The sequence below is a fragment of the Mycobacterium sp. ML4 genome, from assembly GCF_054515735.1.
In genome coordinates, this window is the sequence record NZ_JBTNSY010000001.1 from 96,609 (window position 1) to 114,862 (window position 18,254).

Sequence of the window (18,254 nt, forward strand, 5' to 3'; positions counted from 1 at the left end):
GCACCACGAATAATTCCGCAATTAGGGCGCGATCCATCCAGCAGGCACACCGCCGGATGAGTTCCGCTCGATGCTGTGGTCAGCCGCGGTTGTTGCTGGCGGCCTTGGTCATGGCCTCGAGCGCAGCGGTGAGCTGCTCACCGGCGGCGGAGTTGTACTGAGTCGCCGCCTGTTGCGCGTTCTGCAGGGCCTCGTTGATCCGGGCACCGACCACCTCGGCGCCCAGTTCCTTGATCAGACCTTCGTTGATACGCACACCGGTGAGCCACTGGTGGCCGTTGATGTTGACTTCCACAGTTGCGGCTTCGTCCTCGCCACGGAAGTTCCCGCTGTTCATCTGGTTCAGCGTGCCTTCCAGCGCCTGCTGAAACCGCGCCGCCAGCGCCAACGCCGCCGCGACATGCGGGTCCATATCCATGTCCATTATTTCGACTCCTTCATGTCCTGCCGGCGGCGCTGACCGATAACGGCCTCGGTCCACGCCCTGTCCTCGGTGTAGAGCGCTTCCTCATCCTGTTGCGCGCCCTTGGATTTGGAGCCTCCCCCACCCTGACCGTGACCACCCATCGGCATTCCCATGCCGCCGCCGGCCGCAGCGCCGCGGCCGGCCGCGCCGGCCGCACCTGCGGCGCCGAGGTCGCCGGCACCCGCCGGCCGCATCGATTCGCCCTCGATGCCACCGGTTGCCGGTGCCAGCGGCATCGACGGCATACCACCGCCGCCTCCACCGCCGCCCAACGACATCGGTTTCATACCAGGCTCTTTGGGCAGGTTCGCGGCGGCGTCACGTGCCGCGGCCAGCTCTGCGCCCACACCAGCCGGCATGCCGCCTCCGGTACCGGCGCCACCCATGGGCGACATCATTGGAGCCTGCATCCCGGAGCCCGAACCGCCGCCGGCCATGGCCGCCGCCTGCATCACCTGGGGGGGGATGAGGCCCGGTGTCTGCGCGGGCGGTGGCGGGTCAATCTTGATGGCTGGCGGCGGCTTCTTCAGGTTGAACGCCTTGACTTGTGCGGATTTGGTGTCGTATTCCTCCAGCACCTTCTCCGAAGTCTGCTGGTATTCGGCGTACACCTTGATGGCTTCTTTGTTGCCATCCGCGACCATCTTTTTCAGTGCCGCGATGTCCGCTGACGAGGGGTGGGCGCGTTTGGCGTAATCCTGCAGCTTCGCCATGAAGTAGGCCTGCTGGGCCAGCGCCGTCGCATTCTCCGACATGTAGACAATCCATTGGCGCTGCTGCTCCAGCGACTCTTCGCACGCGGTGGCGGCGTCGCCTTCCCACTTCTGAAAGATTCGGAACCGCTTGACATCTCCTTGCAGTGCGAAGCTGAACTTGTTCCATGCGTCGGACACGTTGTAGAGCGACAAACCCTGATCGCCGGTCTCGATCTTCTTCGCCGCGGTTTCCAGATCGGTGTAGCCCGCGTCGCCCGCCGCCGCCACCTGCTCGGTGTCCTGCAGGCCCGCCGAGCTGTCGCCACCGGCGCCGCCGGCGGATTCTCCGGTCACCTCACCGCCATCGTTGTCGAGGGCGGCCGCGCCCTCCTCGTCGACGTCGCCGTAGGCCTTCGCCGCGTTGCGCAGGGAGGTCGCCAGGCGGCTCCGCTCGCGGGCACCGGCCTCCAGGAAGGTCCGCATGTTCTCAGCGTTCAGCCGGATCTGCTCGGTCGCGTTGGTCGCGCAGGTCAGTGCACAGGGTGCGACCGGAACGTCGGTCGGCGGGTCGCCCATCGGCGCCTCGACCTCGTTGGCCCGGTCCAGAATCTCTTGCTGATCGACCGTCACGGTCTGTGGCTGAGTCATATCGGATCATCCTCCTTAATGCTCTAACCATTATCGTCGCTAAAGTTCGAGGTTCTTGCACCAAAAATCTCGGATGCGCACTATTTCGGCAGTGCCAGCTGGAAACGGCTCTCCTCCGGCGGCGAGACGCGGCGTATCGGCAACTTGCGGTGGCGCGGTGTGCTCACCATGTTGTGGCGCAGCACCACTTTTTCCACCCCCGGGTGCGGACCCAGATAGGTCGTCGCGTTCGGCCATGTCACCTTGGCGACCGGACCTACGGCAGCGCCGACGAGCCGGGCGAACTCCTCGAAATGCGGCCCCAGGATGACGTGCCCGCCGGCCGCCGCTGCGCGCACCACGAACTGGGTGAACGTCTGAGCGTCGCCGAGGTTCAAGCTGGCGTCGACCTCGTCGAACGGCAGATACACCGGACACCGGTTCACCGTCTCGCCCACCAGCACGCCGGCCGGCCCGATGGGGACCTGGCAATGCCGGTCGGCGATCAGGTTTTGGCCCGTCAGCGCCGGTCGCTGCCCGCCGAAGAGACGGGAGAAGCCGCGTGGCGTCTTCGGTTTGCCCGCCGTAGTGAGCAGCACGGTGGCCTGCGGCGCCCTGCCGGGCGCGATGCGCACCCGGGTGATGGTGTGGTCGGCCCGCGCCGACCACCACAGGTCGGGTCCGCCGGGCGCGGTGTAGGCCGCGGTGTAGGAGTCACGGCCCTTGATCATCGACCACTTCTCCCGCACGAATCCGATGTCGATGGCATGGTCGTAGTCGTCGAAGCTACGTCCGCAGACCGCGTCGACGCCGTGGCCGGCCAGGTTGTCGGCGATGCGGGTTGCCGAAGCCACCAGATAGCGGGCCAGGCCGGCGACGCCTTTGTCGCGGCGTTGTGCTGACTTGCGGGTGCGTTCCGGATCGGCGCGCAGCATGATCCACGTGCGGCGGTTGGCCGGTGCCGGGTCGGCGCCGATCACCTGCTGATAGAGGTTCACCACCTCGGGGCTCGCCGTCCTGCCCACCCGGAACCCGGCAGATACGATATCGGCCTCCAGGTCGGGGCAGTGCACTTGCAGCAGGTGTTCCAGCAGCCTGGTGTCCAGCACGTCGTCCGTGTGGGCCTGCCCGTCGACGACCACGGTCGGCGTGAACGGCCGAGGCTTGAGTTCGATGACGGCGATCAAGGTGTTGCGGCGCCACCTCACCGCGACGTGGTCGCCGGGTTTCACCGTCGCCCCGACTTCGGGCTCGGACGGCACGTCCGGCGGCTTGCGTCGACGCCGCAGCCAGGCGAACACCGTGGCCACCCATCCGGTCACGCGCCGGCCGAAGAACGTGACGAACACGACGATGGCCCCCGCCGCCACCAGCGCAATCCCCACCCACCAGTGCCGCATCGGCAGGAACACCAAAATGACCGCCGGCGCCAGTACCGCCCACACCAGCGTGTGTCCGGTACTGAACTTCAGCCGAAGCGGATTCCTCATCGCCGGCGCCTCAGCGCCCTGGCCAGCAGCGACCCGAAGCCGAGCGCCAGCAGCAGCCCCCCGACGGCGAGGGTGACCACCGTGATCGGCAGCCGGTCGGGTGCCGGTGCCATCACGGGTGGCGGCATCCGGCGGACGTCGTACGGGATGGTGGCCGGGCCGGGCGCGATGTCCCACGTCAAGGCCGCCAGGGCGTTCACAGTGCCCGAACCCACGAGGTTGTCCACGCCGCCACCGGGGTGTCGCGCCGTGGCTTCGATCCGTTGCATCACCTGCACCGGCGTCAGCTCGGGGAACCGTTGTCGCACCAGGGCCGCCACCCCGGAGACGTAGGCTGCGGCGAAGGAGGTCCCCGCGATCGGTACCGGTCCTTCCTTGCCCTGCAGGGCATTCACCGGGTCGCCGCGCTCACCGAGCGATTCGATGTTCTCCGCCGGGGCCGCCAGGTTGACCCACGGGCCGTGCATGGAGAAGGTGCTGGGCACACCGGTTTGGCCGATGCCGCCCACGGTGATCACCGAGTCGCCGTACCACGCAGGGGTGACCACGGTCTGGACCTTGTTCCATCCGCGGGGGTCGCCCGGGTTGGCCGCGTCGGGCGGCGGATTCTGAGCGCAGTCCCCGCCGGTGTTGCCGGCCGCGACGATCACGACCGCGTTCTTGACGTTGACGGCGTAATCGATGGCCGCTCCCAGGCTCGCCTCGTCGATGGGCCGAGTCACCTTGTAGCAGGCGGCTTCGCTGATGTTGATCACGCCGGCGCCGAGGTTGGCGGCGTGCACCACCGCGCGGGCCAGGCTGCGGATCGACCCGGCGGCCGGGGTGGCGTTGGGGTCGTTCGGATTCGATTGTGCGCCGACGGGTTCGAAGGCCTCCGAGGTTTGCCGGATGGAGAGCAGGCGCACGTCGGGCGCGACGCCGACGTAGCCGTCGGTGGGAGCCGGCCGGCCGCCGATGATGGCCGCGGTCAGCGTGCCGTGGGCGTCGCAATCGGACAACCCGTTGCCGGCCTGGTCGACGAAGTCGCCGCCCGGCTCCGCCGGGACGCGGGGTGAGGCGTTGACCCCGGTGTCGATGACGGCGACCGTCACGCCGGCGCCGGTGGCGAACTTGTGGGCCTCGGAGACGCCGATGTAGGCGTTGCTCCACGGCGCATCATGAAAGCTGGACTCCGGCAGCACCGTGGGACTCGAACACTGGACGCGTTGCTCGGTGGGCTGGTCGGGACCGGTGACATCCGGTGGCAACGCACCGGGATCGATCGGGGGCGGAGTCACTGCCAGTGCCGGCGGCGCGGTGAACGGTGCCGTTGCGACGGCCAGCGCCACCGTCATCAGCAAGATCCGGTGCACCCCCGAATCACTCCATTCATTGAGTTCGTGCGGCGTGTCAAACCCTGGCAGCAGTTTAGACGTAACGGCTGCGTGAACGGCGCTATTCGGGCCGCGTCGTTATGCGATGGATAGGGTGCCCGTCCACGCCGTTTGCGGACCCGCCACGACAAGTCCGATGCCCAGTCGGGCGCACCGCCGTATCCTCTCCCGCCCTCCCTCGATGCTGTGGCACTAATCCGTTTCCGTGCCAACCAATTTCCTGTCGCCCGGCGATGGTTTCGAGGTGCCGGCGCTCGCGGGGTTCATGGCGAAGTGATGACAGCGGCGGGTTCATCTTCTCGGGCCCGTTCATGGTGTACGGCGGCGTCCACTCGCTCACCCGCGAGCCGGCTCAATGTGGCTCGAGCACTACGCATTCCACTGACACCTGCGTTGAACTCTTCCGTTCGACCGGACACAGCAGCGCCCGGGCTGGGTGTCGAGCTGTTTGCCTTTCGGTGTGGTCGTCGGTGATCGTCATCGTCCGGATGAGAAGGGGCCGGGCGCCCCCTCAGCGGCTATGGCCGCGGCCATGGGTAGCGTTACACCTCTGTTTACTATTGTAAATACGGTACTTGCTACGATAGGCCTCGATCCCCCAGGAAGGGTTAGCAGATGCCCACACCCGTAATCGTTGGCGCCGTCCGCACGGCGATCGGCCGGTCCTTCAAGGGCACGCTCGTCAACACCCCGCCCGAGACGCTGATCACGGCGGTACTGCCCGAGGTGGTGCGGCGCTCGGGTGTCGACCCGTCGGCCGTCGACGACATCATTTTCGCCGAATCTCATTACGGCGGAGGTGATTTAGCCCGCTATGCGGCCACCGCGACCGGTCTCGAGCACGTGCCCGGCCAGTCGGTGAACCGACACTGTGCGGGCAGCCTCACCGCGATCGGCAACGCCGCCGCGCAGATCGGCTCGGGTATGGAGCGGGTGCTCATCGCCGGGGGCGTGCAGTCGCTGTCGATGACGCCACTGACCAACTGGCGCATCCCGGGCCCGGAGCTGAAGTTCGAGGAGCGGTGGATGCCGCCCACGCATGTCGAGACGCCGGATGCCCCGGCCAAGGACATGTCGATCACCGTCGGCTGGAACACCGCGCAGTCGGTCGGCATCACCCGCGAGGAGATGGACGCCTGGGCGGCTCGCTCCCATCAGCGGGCGGTCGGCGCGCAGGACGCCGGCAAGTTCGCCGACGAGATCCTGCCGCTGAAGATCACCCAGTTCGACGGGTCGGTCACCGAGTTCGCCGTCGACGAGCACCCGCGCCGGAACACCACGGTGGAGAAGCTGGCCGGACTGAAGGTGCTGCACCCCGAGATCGAGGGCTTCTCCATCACCGCCGGCAACAGCAGCGGCACCAATGACGCCGCCGCGGCAGTTGCGTTGGTGGATGCCGAGTATGCCGCCGCCGAGGGGTTGCACGTGATGGGCAAGGTCCGGGCCTGGGCCGCCGCGGGCGTGGCACCGCGCGACTGCGGGCTGGGCGCGGTGAAGGTGATCGGCAAGGTGCTGCAGCGGGCCGGCCTGTCGCCCGGCGACGTGGCGCTGTGGGAGATCAACGAGGCCTTCGCCTCGGTGCCTATCGCCGCGTGCCGGGAGTACGGCCTCGACGAGGAGAAGGTCAACTTCTCCGGCAGCGGCTGCAGCCTGGGCCACCCCATCGCCGCCTCCGGTGCGCGGATGGTGACCACGCTGACTTACGAGTTGATGCGGCGCGGCGGCGGGATCGGTGTGGCCGCGATGTGCGCTGGCGGCGGTCAGGGCGGGGCGGTCGTCATCGAGGTGTGATGTCCAGCGAGACATGCTTTTCCGCGCACGCCTCCAGTACCGCGGCCACCACGTCCTGACTGTGTAACGTCTGCAGGTCCTCGACAGTCACCGACCCTTTGGCGCTGCGGTGTTGAGCGGCCACCCGGGAATCGCGCAGCCGCTCGGCCCGTTCGACAACATTGCGTGCGAATCGTCCGTTCTGCATCAGATCGATTCCGTGCCTGCCGTCGGGTGCGCGATGTGACCGTAGCGTTGCGCAGGCCGCGGTCAGCGACTCAGCCGCACTCGGATCGATGATCGTCGCCCTCGGACTGCCGTAGCGCACCGCAATTTCCACCAGTTCGTCCGGCGTGTACGACTCGAAGCGCAGCTTGCGATTGAACCTGCCGGCCAGGCCGGGGTTCACGGTCAGAAACTCGTCGACTTCCTTCTCATACCCCGCTCCGATAAAGCAGAAGTCGAAACGGTGCACTTCTAGCGCCACCAGCAGTTGATTGACCGCCTCCATGCCGATCATGTCCGGCCGGCCGTCCTGATGCCGTTCCACCAGTGAGTAGAACTCGTCCATGAACAGGATCCGGCCCAGCGAACGGCTGATCAGTTCGTTGGTTTTGGGTCCCGAGGCCCCGATGTGCTCGCCGCAGAAGTCGGCCCGCTTGACTTCGATGATCTCGGGGTGGCGCACGATCCCCAGCCCCGCATAGATCTTGCCCAACGCTTCGGCGGTCGTCGTCTTGCCGGTACCAGGCGGTCCGACCAGCAGCATGTGGTTGGTTTGGTTGGTCACCGGCAACCCGGCCGCGAGTCGCAGTGCCCGGACCTCGATCTGATCCTCCAACTCGGCGACCGCGCGCTTGACTTCGGCGAGCCCGACTTGGTTGTTCAACAGCGCACGGCCCTCCTCCAGCAGCTGGTTGCGCCGTTGCTCCTGTTCGGCTTCGGTTCGCTGCTGAGCCGACCGCTGGGTGCTCACGTCCCACTTGTCTGTCCGGGTACCGATCGTCTCCTCGTCAGAGATCACCAGCCGCAGGGTGGTGTCGGTCAATGCCTGCTTCGCCGAAACCAACAACGCCCCATTGATCGTCGCTTTGGACAACCACATCTGTGCCTGCGGTTCATCGCCGAGGTGGCGGTACGCCATCCCCCGCACGTAGGCCAGATCTGCTGCGATCAGTGGAAAGTTTCCGGAATCAATTGCAGTGGTGGCGTTTTCGTTGCGGCCCTGCCGTGGTGGGCCGGTCACGTTATGCACCTCGACCCGATCGGCCCACTCGAGTGCCACCCGCGCCTGCCCGAGATGGGCGGCCGCATGCGCCGCCAGGGCACAGGTGGCGGCGCTGACCGCCGACATGATGATTGCTTGTGGTGGCAGGACCGCCGCCGCGACCGCGATGACGTCGGGCCACCGCTGTGTGACGAACATCAGGTACGCCTCGATGTGTTGCTGCCATTGGTAGTTTTCCCAGTTGTCCAGCAGGGCTGGATTTTTCAGCAATACGTCGGCCTCGTGGTACCGACCCGCATCGATCAGCGCGCTGGCCAGGGCCAGCCCGGCGTGTGATGACTCGCTCACCGAAATCGACAGGTAGGGGCCGGCTTTGATGGGCGCCGACAGTCGCACTCCGAGCCGGTTGGTTTCCCGGTGTAACCGCGGCCCGTACGTGTAGAGCTGCTGGACCGTCGTCAACGACTCGTCGCCACCGGCGATCCGGCCCAGCCACGCGTCGGCCATCGACGGATCGATATCGGTGGCCTCCCGGAATCTTTCGGCCGCCGCCGCGGGATCCCGGTCCAGCAATGTCATGGCGTGATCGAAGCGCTTACGCGCGGCGGTGATCACGGCACTGCTCGTCATGGCGAGTCCGCCGCTGCCAAGTCGCCGCTGCGTAAGCTGGTGGGCTCGAAGGAGACATAACGGTTTTCGGCACGGAAGAGTTCGATCTCCACCGAGTAGTCCTTGCCCGCGGCCGCTACCCTCACCGTTGCCGGACCGGTCTGGGCGATCAGCACATTCGCGGTGCCCCGAGCTTCGGTGTCCGGTTCGCCGACGGAAACAACGGTATTCGGGCGCGGTGCCGGTGTCACCGTGCCGTCCACGACACTGATCGTGGTTCCGGCCATCGGCCGGGCCAGCTCGGTGACCGCAATCTCCGGTGTCCGAACACTGGCCCAGCGCTGGGCGCTGCGGGTGTGCACGGTGATCCGCTCGCCTGCGCCGGCCAGCCGGACCACGATGCGCTTGGCCAGCGCGTCGTCCGCGGCGATATGCACACGGGTGAACTCGCCGGGGTCATCCAGCGGCAGCATCATCCGATTGCCGGCGTCCACTTTGCCAAGTAGCACACCCGAGGGTCCGATCGGGACGACCAGCGGACCCGCCATCGGCCCGCGGCGAATACCACGCAGCCGCGGCAAAGGACCGCACAAGTTGGCCGCAAGGGCCGCGGCTTGTTCGCCGGGTAGGGTCTGCCACAGCACGCTCGGTGGGGCGGTCGGGGGTTGCGCATTGCGCACAGTCACGGTGGCTGTGACATTCCCGTCGCCGAACAGGGTGACATTCTGTGTGATTCCGTCGGCGCGAATCGCCCACGCCTGCGCCAGGTTCTCGGTGCTGATGTCGGCGGGACGGTACCAGTAGGTAGTCAGCCAGCCCCCTTCCCCGCGCACCGATCGCCAACGGCGATTGAGCACCTGCAGCGCCGAAACCCCCAATCGGCGCTCCAATTCGACGATGTCCGTGGCGGTTGCCACCCTCGCGCGGATTCCGGCTTGACGCATTGCGGCGGCGATCCGCTGCGCGGCAGCCAGCGTCGTCGTCCCGATCGAGCTCCGGGAGCGCAGCGCCTCGACGTTGTCCAGTGCCGAGACGCGAAGCACAAGCCAGGTTTCACGCTGCCCGGCGTAGGGCGGGGTTCCGATGAGGGTGTCGTATACCCGGGGATAGTCGCCGGTCGGTCGTCGTCGCGCTCCGCTGCTGACGATGCTGAGCGACCCCACCCGCAACCCGAGGCTCTGCCGCAGCAACGGCACCAGATCGGCTATCTCGAGCGCATTCTCGGTGTGTGTCGACGTCGATCCGGTGAAGAGGGTCGGAGCATGGGCCTTGCCGAGCAGTTGCACCGCGGCGACCGCGATCCCGTCCTGGAAGCGGACTCCCCCGCCGGCGCGGTCGTTGGCCACCACACATGGCTCGATCAGGTGGATCACCCGTTTGCGCCGCCACCACAGGGAGAACCACGACCAGGGCGTCTGACGTCGCCAGGGAACGACGGCGATGACTGTCGCCAGCACCAATCCCGCAGCCGCACAAAGAGTTCCACCGATAGCATAACCAGCCAGGGTGGTGAGAAAGATGGCGACGATGACCGTGCGCCGGTGCCCGTCCGTCATCGCCCCCGCCGCGCCCGCGCGATCAGCGCGCCGCCCACCACGACGACAACGACGATCCCGGTGAAGATCATCGCAACGTTGCGAGCGCGGTGGTCCGGCATCGGCGGCGGCGCGGCCGGCGTGATGATCCGGCTGTGTGCCGCAGGTGGAAGTCGTTCGCCTGCAGGCACATCGAAGGTCAGCGCCGCCACCGGATCCACCACGCCGTAACCGACCTGGTTGTCGACTCCGCGTGGTGGATTGTGCGCCGTCTGCACGATCCGGTTGATGATCTGGTGCGCGGACAACCGGGGATACTTGGCACGCACCAGCGCCGCGACCCCGCTGACATAGGCGGCCGAGAAGCTGGTGCCCCAGATCGGCATGTTCTTCTCCCCGGGCCGGATCGGAGGATAGGCGTTGACGGGCCCGCCGGATTGCGGCGACAGGCCCATGATCCCGACGCCGGGGGCCGCCACCGCCACCCAGGGTCCGGCCAGACTCTTGGCGATGGCCGCACCCGTGTTGTCGACTGCCCCGACTGAGAGCACAAAGTCGGAGAACCACGATGGCGATGACACCGTTTTCACCTGATGCCAGTCGCGGGGATCGGACGGGTCCAGGGGGTCGAACGAAGGATTCTGGGAACAGCCGTCTTCGCTGTCGTTGCCCGCGGCAGCCACGATCACCGCATCCTTGACAGTGGCGGCGTACCACACCGCGGCGCCGATGGCGGCCTGGTCCAAGGGGTCGGCGGCGGGCACGCACGAGGTGACGCTGATGTTGATCACTTTGGCGCCTATGTTGGCCGCGTGCACGATGGCGCTGGCCAGGGTGGCGATGGAACCGGCCTTCTTCCGGACCTCCATGTCGCCGGGTCCGGGATTGATCGGCTCGTACGCCCGTGACGACTGGCGGACGGAAATGACCACCGCGTGCGGTGCGACGCCCACGACACCGTCCGGTGCGCCCGGAGGCGGACCGGGGACCTCGGCAATGTCGGTCCCTCCGGTGCCGGGATCACCCGGTGCGTTGGACGGTTCATCGGCGGGCGGAGGTGGCGGCGCCGGTTTGGTCTCGGTCACCGTTACGGGGGTGGGCGGTGGCGGGGGCGCGGGCGGCGGCGGCGGCCCGCCTGGCGGAGGCGGCGCCCCATCGACGGCCGGCGGCGCGGCCGGTGGCGGAAACGCCGGGGCGCTGGGCATCGGCACCGGCATGGGGCTTCCCTGCGGTGCGGCGCCGATCACCGAAGCCACGATGGTGCCGTGCGCATCGCAGTCGGTCAGGCCGTCGCCACCCATGATGTAGTCGCCGCCGGCAACCACCCGCAACCGGGGGCTCGGATTGATACCGGTGTCGATGATCGCCACCGGCACCCCGTTGCCCGTCGAATACTGCCAGGCCTTGCTGATGTTGAGCATCGTGAACCCCGGAGCCGTGACTGACACGTTGGGATCGGCCACGGTGATCGTGCGTGCGCACATGTTGCTCTGCCGCATCGGTTGATCGGACGCGGGTCTGCCGTCGGCGGGTACCCGCGCCGGGTCGATGGTCGGCGGCGGAACCGCTTGGGCGATCGGATAACTCGCCAACAGGCCGACGATCGAGCCCACCAGCACAAGCGCACACATTCGCTGTACCACAGCGGCTGTCCGGCTCATCGCATGCGCACCCAGGTGAACAGCCCGCCGATCCAGGCGGCCAACGGAAGCGCGGCGATGATCGCCGCGATCTCAAGCCATTCCGCGGCCATCCGAACCAGTGGAGTGAACCTGGTGACCGGAACGAGCAACGCAGCCAACAGTCCGGCGCCGGCGAATGCGACCAGCAGCAGCGTTCCATTCACCAGCGCCTGACCCGAGGAAGCCGGCTCGTGGACAACGTATTTCACGACACCGGCACAGGTCGCCGCGGCGGCACCGGACACGAGCGCAACGGCTTGGCGCTTGTCTGCGTACGCCCGGCCGCGACTGATGAAGATCACGACGAACAGCGCGGCGAGTACCGCGGCCGCGGTATCGCGATCGCGACCCGGCATCAGCGACGACCACACCGCGACCGGCAGCGCCGCCGCGGCGCCGGCACAGATTCCGGTGAGCACGCTGTTGGCGCGTATCGCAGCCGTGGCGATCTGCGCGCCCCGCGGCGTGGTGTCGGAAGTCACGTCATCATCGACGGCTTCACTCACCGGAGCGACCGCGTCGGCCGGGAGTCCGGCGCTGCGCCGGAACAGGTCCCGGCCGGTGATGGAGCCGAAGTAGGGGGGCCGGATCCGCGCCACCCAGAGCGCCACCGTCGGGGCCGAGGTCAGCACGAACAGCAAGGCGACCAGGGTGCACATCCCCAGCCACTGGGCCGGAACGGGCCACCACATCCGCACCGCGGCAACCGTTCCGCTCAGTGCGCACAACGTCACCACCGCCGCCGCCACATCGGCATGTCGTCCCGTGAACGCAGTGATTGTCCAGATCATCACGGCCGCGGCCAACACGGCGATCACGACATGGGCCGATCCCAGCCGACCCGGGGCACCGGCACCCAGGCTCGCCGCGATCAGCGGTGCGCCCAGCCATGCCAATGCGTCCAGCATGTCGGTGCGGTGCGGCCACCACCGCCACACCACGACTACCCCTGCGGCAGTGAGCAGGCCGACACCACCGGTGACGACGGTAGGCATCAGTGTGTCGGTCGATAAACGTTGGCGCACAGCAAGTCCCAGCACCGTGATCACGACGGCGGCGACGATGGCCAGGGCGGTACGAGCGGCGGTTTGCACCGTGACCGGTTCGAAGAGTTTCTTGCCCACCCGCGCCAGCCCGGTCGACAACGACTCGTATTCCGGTTCGAAAGAGTCTCCTTCGATCGCGGGTACCAGAGTCAGCGTCGCGCCGTCCTCGACGCCGAGTTCATCCAGTGTTTTGGTCACATCCAGGCGCACACCGTTGGCTTTGTGCAGTTCGTAGCCGACACCGGCTTCCAGCCCGCTGAGGCCACGGCGCTTGAGCTCGTCGTTGAGGAGTTCGACAGCGTTGTCGATGAACACCTCGATCGGAACCGACGCCGGGTAAACCTGCGAAAGCAGGTGATCACCGCAGACCACCGCGACCGCGCAGCGCGCCGGGAACGAGACCTTCGCCATCAGCGTGGCCTGTCGGCATCCGGAATGTACTTATCGGCCAGCGCCGCGGTGATCTCGAACGCCCGCAACCGCGTTGCCTTCTTCAGTTCATGACGGGTGTCGATGATGCCGCCCTTGGCCAGATACGGGTCGTAGGGCATGAATTCGACGGTCGCTCCGGATTGCCGGAAGCGTTCGGTGAGGTACTTACGCGCGTCCGGGTCGTACTTGTTGCGGCTGTCGTTGAGCACGACGGTGCTGCGGGACACCAGTTCGTGATAGCCCATCGAGCGAAGCAGATCGATCGCGCGGGTCACCGGCAGCGACGTGTCTGCTGTCAGACCCGAAACGAAAACCAGTGCGTCACACGCGTCGAGCACCGCCTTCATCACTGGGTGCTCGAGGTCGTCCGACGTGTCCACCACGATGACCGTGTGGGTGCGGCGCAGCCGCGACAACACTCCGGTGAACATCGAGGGCACCAGTGGCCGCGGTTGGTCCGAAGCCCGGTTGCCGGCCAGCACATCAAGGCCAATGCTGTTCTGCCCCAGATGTTCCCGGATGTCGGCGTAGCCCTGAACGTCGGTGTCGTTCAGGACCGCCGAATAGTCACCGGGCGGAGATTCGTCGATCCGCCCGGCCAGCGTACCGAATCCCGGTGCCGCGTCGATGGCGACGACGTTGTCCGGCCGGCATTCCCGGAACACTCCGCCGATGCAGGCGGTCATGGTGGTCTTGCCGACTCCGCCTTTGCCTGAGGTCACTCCGATCACGTACTGCTTGCGGATGTGGCGCCGGATCCGTGCCCGCAATTCGCGGTAATGACGTTCGGCCGGGGACTCGCCGAGGTTGATGGTCTGAAAGGACACGGCGTACAGGAGCTTGCGCCAGCCCGATCCCGGCGGAATCTTGCGCGGCGCCACCATATCGGAGATCCGTAGGGTGCCGGACACGGATTCTTGCTGCTGGTATCGCCCGCCGGAGTCCTCCCGCGGGCGAGCCGCGGTCTGGTCCGCGGCACTGGGGCCTGTGGTCCACGAATTCGTCACGGTGCGACTGCTAACACTTGATACCTCTCGACTACACGACTTTGCGGTACGAATGCCAGTGCTGTTGAGCGGGCAGGCGTCGCACCATGCGATTGATCGCGGTGGCGATGTTGGTCTTGATGCCGGGCGCGATGATGATCCACTTCTTCCCCGCCGATTCGACGTCCTCTACGAGGAGTCGCCCTTCCGGAGTGTCGATGATCGTCACCGCACCCGGTTCGATGTGGGTGCGCAGCAACCGTCCGGTGGGCACCCCGGACTGAATCGCAACGATCGAGGCCTGTGCGGAGCGCTCCGGATCCGCGGCCACCGTCAGCGTCCGCAGTTGATCGGCGTCGAGGGGTTGTCCGGCCAGGAAGGCGCCCAGCGCCTCCCTCCCGGTTGCGTCCCTGCGCAGCGCCTCGGCATCGAGAGTTACCGGGCGCAGCGGCGCCGGCGCGTTGGCGCCGCACAACCGCTCGATTTGCGCGACGACAACCGTGCTCGCCGCCCGCTCGGCGCCGGCGATGCCGGCTCCGCTGAGGCGAATCATGTCCTCCGATCGTTCCAGGGCAACCCACCACTGTGCGAATCTGGCCAGCAGCGCCCGGGCCGGTTCGTCCCCACCCGGAACGCGCATCTGCAGGCACAGTGCGACGTCCCGGCGCGAGAGGACGGTCAACCACTCCACCACCGTCGGGTCGACGGCATCGAACTCGTCGATGACTCCGACGGCGCGCAACTCGGCGGTGACCGGATGGTGCAGCGCCAGGTGCTTGGGTTCCACGCTGGGCAGGTGCGGCCGCAGGCCCAACTCCGGTGCCAGCGTCTCGATCCCGGTGAGTACTTGCAGGGCCCAAAGCCCGTCGACGGTGGTGGTTAACACGATGTCCTCACACGCGGGCCAAGGGCGCACGCTGTGCGTGCGCCCCGCCGGCCCGCTTCAGTGGCTAGGTGAACAAGGTGCCCATCTGGGCGTCGGTGGCTTGAGCCATCTCGTCCACGTTGTGCACGGTGTGGGCGTGACGGCTGACCGTCTGGATCAGGTCTTCCAGGCCGCGCAGCATCTGCTGCTGGGCGTCGAAAAACGCCGTGGCGCCGTGGCCCTGGAAGAAGTCCCCGAGCGCCTGGGTCATGTGCAGGACGTCGGCGTGGATCTCCATCAGTTGCGCGGCCTGGGCACCAACCTCGCCCGCGAAGCCGATGACGGCACCGTGGTTGTAGACGATCTGATCTGTCATGACGACTGTTTCCTTTTCTTCGATTGCGGAAGCGGTTTCAGGGTGTGGGTCCGACGCGTGCTAAACCGCCTGCACTCCCCCGCCGAACACACCGTTGAGATCATGGGCGGCGTCCGCTTCGTGGTTCTCCATCAGCACCGCCGCCCGGCCCAGCCCGTGCGCCAGCCGCTGTCCGCCCGTCATGATCTGCTGCAGGTCGTGGTGAATGTGACCCGCGGTACTCAGTGAGGTGGAACCTGCGTCGCCCGCCCACCCCGTCGCACTGATGATGTTCTCGTGGCCGCTCAGGTACTGGTTGGCTATCACAACCGCCTCCTGCAGTCGCGTTTCAATCCGTTGCTGAGTACTGCGCAGCAGTTCCGGAGTGACAACGGTCGCATTTGCCATTATTTACGTCTCCCTCAATTATCTGGGCTCCCCGAGCCTCGGTCTGCGTAAAGCTAGACCAGCTACCGCAAGCTGTCACTTCAGCTGATGCCGGTGCTACACAGGGCTTTAACAGGCTGTTCAGTGCACATGAGAATCGACCGCGTGTCAAACGCTGAGGGGTGTCATCGCGCGTTGACGGGCGTCGGTGGAACGGCTCGAACGCGCTTCTTCGGTTAGCTGCCATTCTTCTTATCTGGATTCATAGGGCAGTGGCTCCGTCGGCGGTCCCGTCAGCGTCGGTATCCATAAGGCGAACGTTCCAGCGCCCGTCGCCGTCGGTATCGACGTATCCGGTCACGCCCTGCGGCCCGGCACTCAGCACGCGGTCGGCCGTTCCGTCACCATCGGTATCGAACAATCGATCGTCGGCCCGACCCTGGCCATCGAAGTCCACGAGGGGACCGCCGGTATGTTCGGCGCCGTCCAACCCGAACCAGCGCAGCTGTCCGCCGCGGTCGACCGCTACCGACCACGTCCCGGTGCCGTCATCGACGAAGTAGCTTTCCGGCGTCCCGTCGTTGTCGATGTCCAGCACCGCGTGATCGGCTAGTCCGTCGCCGTCGAAGTCGGCCAGGGCGTCGTCCCGCATGCCGTCGGCATCGAGGTCGAGCCCCACCGCATCGAGCGTTCCGTCGCCGTCCAGGTCGAGGTCAGGGGGACGGGTCCACATCGAGGCCGCGCCGTCGTCGGCGCCCAAGCAGTAGTCCATGCGGGCTTCGACGGAACCCGACGCCCTGCGGTTCCCCGGGGTTGTCGTTCAGTGTCGGCCTTATTCCTTCGGCGGTACCGATCGTCGAAACTTCGCCGCGCTCATCGAAGCCGTCCGCTTCTGTGCTGGACACGATCTTGCAGCGGATCACCTACGCCGCCGCATGCAGAGTGTTGGCACTAATCCGACGAGTCGGCGCCTCGCGTCTGCCACCAGGCCAGCAGCTCCGCCGTCGCCTCCTCATGGGACAGCGGCCCGCGGTCCAGCCGCAGCTCCTTGAGGAACCGCCACGCCTCCCCCACCTGCGGGCCGGCCGGGATGTCAAGCAGCCGCATGATCTCGTTACCGTCCAGGTCGGGACGCACCCGGTCCAGGTCCTCCTGGGCGGCCAGCTCTGCGATGCGTTCCTCCAGCCGGTCATAGGACGCGCGCAGCCGGGCGGCCCGGCGCTTGTTGCGCGTCGTGCAGTCCGCGCGCACCAGCTTGTGCAGCTGCGGCAGCAGCGGTCCGGCGTCGGTGACATAGCGACGCACCGCCGAGTCGGTCCACTTGCCCTCGCCGTAGCCGTGGAACCGCAGGTGCAGATACACCAGCTGCGACACGTCGTCGATCATCTGCTTGGAGTACTTCAGCGCGCGCATCCGCTGGCGCACCATCTTGGCCCCGACCACCTCGTGGTGGTGGAAGCTGACGCCGCCGTTGGGTTCGTGGCGTCTGGTGGCGGGCTTGCCGACGTCGTGCAGCAGCGCGGCCCACCGCAACACCAAGTCAGGTCCTTGAGCGCCCTCCAGTTCTATGGCCTGGCGCAGCACCGTCAGCGAGTGCTGGTAGACGTCCTTGTGCTGGTGGTGTTCGTCGATGGCCATCTGCATGCCGCCGATCTCGGGCAGCACCACCTCACCCATCCCGGTCTGCACCAGCAGGTCGATGCCGGCCACCGGGTTGGCCCCGCACAACAGCTTGTCCAGCTCGGCGGCCACCCGCTCGACGCTGATCCTGGCCAGCTGCGGGGCCAGCTGCTCGATCGCCGCGAGCACCGGCGGTGCCACGGTGAAGCCGAGTTGGGAGACGAACCGCGCCGCGCGCAGCATCCGCAGGGGGTCATCGCCGAAAGACACCTCCGGGGGCATCGGAGTGGCGAGCACCTTGGCCCGCAGGGCCACCAGCCCGCCCAGCGGATCCAGAAATTCGCCCAGCCCGTCCGCGGTGATGCGCACCGCCATGGCGTTCACCGTGAAGTCGCGGCGCACCAGGTCGTCTTCGAGGCGGTCGCCGAAGCGCACCTCCGGATGGCGCGTCACCTGGTCATAGGTGTCGGCCCGGAAAGTGGTGATCTCCAGGCGGTGCCCGCTTTTGCCGACGCCCACCGTGCCGAACTCGATGCCGGTGTCCCATAGCGCGTCGGCGAACGGCCGCACGATCTGCTGGATCTGCTCGGGCCGCGCGTCGGTGGTGAAGTCCAGGTCCGGGCTCAGCCGGCCCAGCACCGCGTCCCGCACCGACCCGCCGACCAGGTACAACTCGTGGCCGGCGGCGGCGAAAGCCGCACCCAGTTCGCGCAGCTGCGGCGCGTACTGATGCAGTGCGACCGCGGCGGCGGTCAGCAGTTCGGCATCGGGGACGGGTTCGGCCACGTTCGGTGAGCCTAATAGGAACGCGGCGGTGACTCAGCGCACGTCCGGGCGGCACTCGGGCTTCGAGTGTGCGTTCACAGACTCGCGTGTGCTCCCACCGCGGCCTGAGGGCGAATATCCCGCAGCCACCGCACACTCGACTTAGCCACCGCACACCCGACTTAGCCACCGCACACTCAACGCCACCGCCGCACACCCGCCACTTGAGGCGGGCAAACGCCCACCCTGCCATTCCAGCGACTGCTGTGACAGCTGAGCCACATGCGACACACGTGACCAAAGGTGCCCGCCGACGGCGAGTG

15 protein-coding genes are annotated in these 18,254 nt (G+C 67.2%); 1 reads left to right on the forward strand and 14 read right to left on the reverse strand.

Annotated elements, in window-relative coordinates:
• Positions 1–79: 79 nt before the first annotated feature.
• The 4 genes from ACX9NE_RS00400 to mycP (ACX9NE_RS00415) all read right to left on the reverse strand — a co-directional run bounded on the left by ACX9NE_RS00400 (position 80) and on the right by mycP (ACX9NE_RS00415) (position 4,630).
• Positions 80–424, reverse strand: coding sequence for a YbaB/EbfC family nucleoid-associated protein (locus ACX9NE_RS00400; protein ID WP_459360276.1), 345 nt, complete (start codon positions 422–424; stop codon positions 80–82).
• On the reverse strand, positions 424–1,809 hold the full coding sequence (gene espB / locus ACX9NE_RS00405) for an EspB family ESX-1 secretion system-associated protein (RefSeq protein ID WP_459360275.1): 1,386 nt from the start codon (positions 1,807–1,809) through the stop codon (positions 424–426). The genes ACX9NE_RS00400 and espB overlap by 1 nt, the downstream gene beginning before the upstream one ends.
• Positions 1,810–1,889: 80 nt before the next feature.
• Entirely contained in the window at positions 1,890–3,278 is a 1,389-nt protein-coding gene (eccE, locus tag ACX9NE_RS00410) for a type VII secretion protein EccE (RefSeq protein WP_459360274.1), read from the reverse strand.
• On the reverse strand, positions 3,275–4,630 hold the full coding sequence (mycP, locus tag ACX9NE_RS00415) for a type VII secretion-associated serine protease mycosin (protein WP_459360273.1): 1,356 nt from the start codon (positions 4,628–4,630) through the stop codon (positions 3,275–3,277). The genes eccE (ACX9NE_RS00410) and mycP (ACX9NE_RS00415) overlap by 4 nt, the downstream gene beginning before the upstream one ends.
• A gap of 636 nt (positions 4,631–5,266) precedes the next feature.
• Between mycP (ACX9NE_RS00415) and ACX9NE_RS00420 the strand changes: the two genes are divergently transcribed.
• Positions 5,267–6,442: a thiolase family protein gene (locus tag ACX9NE_RS00420; RefSeq protein WP_459360272.1), complete on the forward strand. Its 1,176-nt coding sequence runs from the start codon at positions 5,267–5,269 to the stop codon at positions 6,440–6,442.
• On the opposite strand, the gene eccA is transcribed toward ACX9NE_RS00420, so the two are convergent.
• The 10 genes from eccA to ACX9NE_RS00470 all read right to left on the reverse strand — a co-directional run bounded on the left by eccA (position 6,429) and on the right by ACX9NE_RS00470 (position 17,952).
• On the reverse strand, positions 6,429–8,279 hold the full coding sequence (eccA, locus tag ACX9NE_RS00425; RefSeq protein ID WP_459360271.1) for a type VII secretion AAA-ATPase EccA: 1,851 nt from the start codon (positions 8,277–8,279) through the stop codon (positions 6,429–6,431). The genes ACX9NE_RS00420 and eccA overlap by 14 nt on opposite strands.
• Positions 8,276–9,814: a type VII secretion protein EccE gene (gene eccE, locus ACX9NE_RS00430; RefSeq protein ID WP_459360270.1), complete on the reverse strand. Its 1,539-nt coding sequence runs from the start codon at positions 9,812–9,814 to the stop codon at positions 8,276–8,278. The genes eccA and eccE (ACX9NE_RS00430) overlap by 4 nt, the downstream gene beginning before the upstream one ends.
• Positions 9,811–11,454: a type VII secretion-associated serine protease mycosin gene (mycP, locus tag ACX9NE_RS00435; RefSeq protein ID WP_459360269.1), complete on the reverse strand. Its 1,644-nt coding sequence runs from the start codon at positions 11,452–11,454 to the stop codon at positions 9,811–9,813. The genes eccE (ACX9NE_RS00430) and mycP (ACX9NE_RS00435) overlap by 4 nt, the downstream gene beginning before the upstream one ends.
• Entirely contained in the window at positions 11,451–12,932 is a 1,482-nt protein-coding gene (gene eccD, locus ACX9NE_RS00440) for a type VII secretion integral membrane protein EccD (protein WP_459360268.1), read from the reverse strand. Before eccD ends, mycP (ACX9NE_RS00435) begins: the two co-directional genes overlap by 4 nt.
• Positions 12,932–13,960, reverse strand: a complete 1,029-nt coding sequence (locus ACX9NE_RS00445; protein WP_459360267.1) for an AAA family ATPase — start codon at positions 13,958–13,960, stop codon at positions 12,932–12,934. Before ACX9NE_RS00445 ends, eccD begins: the two co-directional genes overlap by 1 nt.
• Before the next feature lie 31 nt (positions 13,961–13,991).
• Positions 13,992–14,825 carry an ESX secretion-associated protein EspG gene (locus ACX9NE_RS00450; RefSeq protein WP_459360266.1) on the reverse strand — a complete coding sequence of 278 codons (834 nt, stop codon included), beginning with the start codon at positions 14,823–14,825 and terminating at the stop codon, positions 13,992–13,994.
• Between the two features lie 64 nt (positions 14,826–14,889).
• Positions 14,890–15,180: a WXG100 family type VII secretion target gene (locus tag ACX9NE_RS00455; RefSeq protein ID WP_459360265.1), complete on the reverse strand. Its 291-nt coding sequence runs from the start codon at positions 15,178–15,180 to the stop codon at positions 14,890–14,892.
• A 60-nt stretch (positions 15,181–15,240) separates the two neighbouring features.
• Positions 15,241–15,567: a WXG100 family type VII secretion target gene (locus ACX9NE_RS00460; protein ID WP_459360264.1), complete on the reverse strand. Its 327-nt coding sequence runs from the start codon at positions 15,565–15,567 to the stop codon at positions 15,241–15,243.
• A gap of 241 nt (positions 15,568–15,808) precedes the next feature.
• Positions 15,809–16,318, reverse strand: a complete 510-nt coding sequence (locus ACX9NE_RS00465; RefSeq protein ID WP_459360263.1) for a pullulanase — start codon at positions 16,316–16,318, stop codon at positions 15,809–15,811.
• Between the two features lie 179 nt (positions 16,319–16,497).
• On the reverse strand, positions 16,498–17,952 hold the full coding sequence (locus tag ACX9NE_RS00470) for a CCA tRNA nucleotidyltransferase (protein ID WP_459360262.1): 1,455 nt from the start codon (positions 17,950–17,952) through the stop codon (positions 16,498–16,500).
• Between the last annotated feature and the right edge of the window lie 302 nt (positions 17,953–18,254).